A 2735-nucleotide genomic window follows, 5' to 3' on the forward strand; every position below is an offset into this window, starting at 1 on the left:
CCCTGCATTCCCTGGGAGTGGAAGCGCAGGACCTGGCCACCGTGGTGGTCACCCACATCCACTTGGACCACGCGGGCGGCACCGGGGAGATCGCCCGCATGTTCCCCAATGCCGAAATCATCGTCCACGAACGCGGTGCCCGCCACCTCGCCGACCCGACCCGGTTGATGAACAGCGCCCGCATGGTGTGGGGAGACCGGCTGGAGGTGCTGTTCGGCGAGATGGCGCCCACGGAAGCGACCCGCATCCGGGCAGTGGACACTGGCGCAACCATCGACTTGGGCGCAGGCCGCACCCTCACCGCCTACTACTCGCCTGGCCACGCCAAACACCACATCGGCCTCGTAGATTCGGCGACCGGCGACCTGTACGTGGGCGATGCAGCGGGAATGTACAACCCCTACACCGGTGATGTGCGTCCCGCCACGCCTCCCCCCGACTTCAACCTGGCAGCGGCCCTGGACTCGCTGCGGCTGTTCAGTGACATCAAACCGCAGCGGCTCATGTTCTCCCACTTCGGGGCGGTCAGCGACGTAGAACCGGTCTTGGAGCGCTCCGTGGAGGAGCTGCGGCTGTGGGTGGAGACCGTACGGGAGTCGCACAGCACCGCCGGCGACCTCGACCATGCAGTCGCCTTGGTGCGCGAGCGGGTGCGGGAACGCTACCGTCCTCTCCCGGACGAGGTTCCGCAAGGAACCCAGGAGGTCTTGGAGATCCTCTGCGGGGAGGAAGGCAACGTCTCCGGCATCATGCACTGGTTGGACCGACTCGCAGCGGAGCAGGCCGCTGCAGCACAGGACTCCCCGCGACAATAGCACGGCTGCGCGTCGCGGATCAGCGGTTTCCCGGGCGGCAGGTCTCCTCTCGCCCCCTATCGCAGCCTGCCGCCCAGGCGCCCCAACAACAGCCCGTTCTATGTGTCGGCGCGCCGCACGGCTGCTGGCAGAGCGCAACCGAACTCCTCAGAGCTCACAGGGTTGTCGTTCCAGCCGCAGGGGGCGCCTCTCCTGGGTCGGAGCGTGGAGTATCGGGTCCGTTCAAGAGGCCGAGCTCGGTGAGCAGGTAGGCGTAGAGGCCGTCGGTGAACGACAGGTCGGAAGGCAGCGTGTCGAAAGCCCGCACTTCCACGGTCTCGTGCTCCCCGGTCAACGGGTGCAACGCCGCGGCCTGGGCACAGGTCACCACAGTGGTGTGCCCGTTCGGCAGCACGTAGTAGCCGACAGCCTGCAAGCCTGCCAGCTCTGCCCCGGCTTCCTCCCACGCTTCACGACGCGCGGTCGCTTCAATATCCTCCCCAGGTTCGGCATGGCCGCCCGGGAACTCCCAGGCTCGGTCCCGGTGGCGGACCATGACCAGGTGCCGCCCCGACACCAGCAGCACGACCACCGAGTCGTGGCTGGCAGGGAGGCTCCCCAGGTGGACGGTGGCCCCGTTCAACGGGGGTGGGTTCACAGCCATGGAAACAGGAATACGTGAAGGGAAAAGGTGCGTTCCGGTACAGCCACTCCTGGCCGTACCGGAACGCAATAGATGAGTGAATCGGGTCTAGCGGGTGTCGTGCTACTGGTCGGATGAGTCCGTTGCGGGAGCCTTCGACTCTTCCGGCTCCACAGCACTCAATGCGAAGTCCTCCGCATCGCTCCACACCACGTCGTCGCCGACGTCGACAATCTCGAGTCCTTCCAACGCGGCCAGACGCTCGTCGGCGTCGGTCACCCCTTCCCGGTCTACAGCAGACGCTCGGGAGAAGTATTCGCGGGCTTCCCCTTTGCGGCCCAGCTCTTCCAGCACGTCGGCATAGGCGTAGAACAGCCGTGCCACCCAGGGGCGTGCCCGGCGTTCCTTCAACTGCGGGCATTGCAGTTCCACCAGGGCCCCTTGCAGGTCCCCCATGTCACGTCGCGCCCCCGAAGCAACAATGCGCAGCTCGACTTGGTGCGCGACGTCAAGCTCGTCGATCGGGGCCTCGCGGATGATCTCCAACGCACGTTCGGGGCGCCCCAGTCCCCGCTCGCAGTCAGCGATCATGGGGAGATAGATGTCCTGCCCCGTGATACGACGGGCAGCCCGCAGGTCGGACAGGGCTTCCTGCCACCGTCCGGTCAGATAGGCAGCGATACCAGCGGCTTCACGCACCGCGCCGACCCGGGACGCCTTACGGCGGGCATAAAGAGCATGCTGGTAGGCACGCTCCGGGTCTTCATTGAGGAAGTCTCCTGCAGCGACCAAGTGCCTGGCCACCAGCTCCGCCAGGAATTTAGGGAGAGTGCGCAGCTCTTTGCGGATCTCCAGGTCCAAGCGGTGCGGATGGGCGTTCTTAGGCAGCTGGGGAGCAGCGTCTTTCCCCGTGCCTGCTGTTTCTCCCCCCGACGTGAGGTTCTCTGGCTGCTTCTCCCAGCTGGGAGACGGCGTTGTAGGTTCTGGGCGGTCGCCGTAGCCGGCCTCCTTCTTCCGCGAGGAGCGGCGGCCCTGACCAGACTTCCCCCGCACTCTGCCATAACCGAACCGGGAGCTTTCCCGTCGCCGTTGACCATGTCTGCCGGATCGGAAACCTTTCCGGTTTCGGGTCCCAGAACCGTCGCGCCTCTCCGATCGGCTGTCGTCAGTCATGTTCCGTCCGTAAACAGTCAAAAACGCTGCCACTTGTCCGTAGCAGCGCGAAATGATTCAAAGATGCACGTCAACTCTACGGTACCGGTGAATCGTATATTGACCGTGCAAAGAAGTAGAAAAAC

General features: G+C 65.2%; 3 protein-coding genes. 1 reads left to right on the forward strand and 2 read right to left on the reverse strand.

Features of this window, described 5'->3' with window-relative positions:
• Positions 1 to 815 (forward strand): MBL fold metallo-hydrolase (locus tag TF1_RS06540; RefSeq protein WP_061783745.1); only part of this gene is annotated, 815 nt, incomplete at its 5' end.
• Positions 816 to 969: 154 nt separating this feature from the next.
• Here the strand turns inward: TF1_RS06540 and TF1_RS06545 are convergent.
• Positions 970 to 1458 (reverse strand): NUDIX domain-containing protein, encoded by a 489-nt coding sequence (locus TF1_RS06545; protein ID WP_061783746.1) that lies wholly within the window; start codon positions 1456 to 1458, stop codon positions 970 to 972.
• Positions 1459 to 1560: 102 nt separating this feature from the next.
• Positions 1561 to 2490: a tetratricopeptide repeat protein gene (locus TF1_RS06550; RefSeq protein WP_255266153.1), complete on the reverse strand. Its 930-nt coding sequence runs from the start codon at positions 2488 to 2490 to the stop codon at positions 1561 to 1563.
• Between the last annotated feature and the right edge of the window lie 245 nt (positions 2491 to 2735).

It is taken from the genome of Thermobifida fusca NBRC 14071 = JCM 3263 (assembly GCF_001592045.1).
In the GTDB taxonomy this organism is placed as follows: Bacteria; Actinomycetota; Actinomycetes; order Streptosporangiales; family Streptosporangiaceae; genus Thermobifida; species Thermobifida fusca.

What these genes read in the sequence shown, in the direction of transcription:
- TF1_RS06545 (WP_061783746.1), bottom strand. Translation starts at nt 1,458, where the DNA reads ATGGCTGTGAACCCACCCCCGTTGAACGGGGCCACCGTCCACCTGGGG.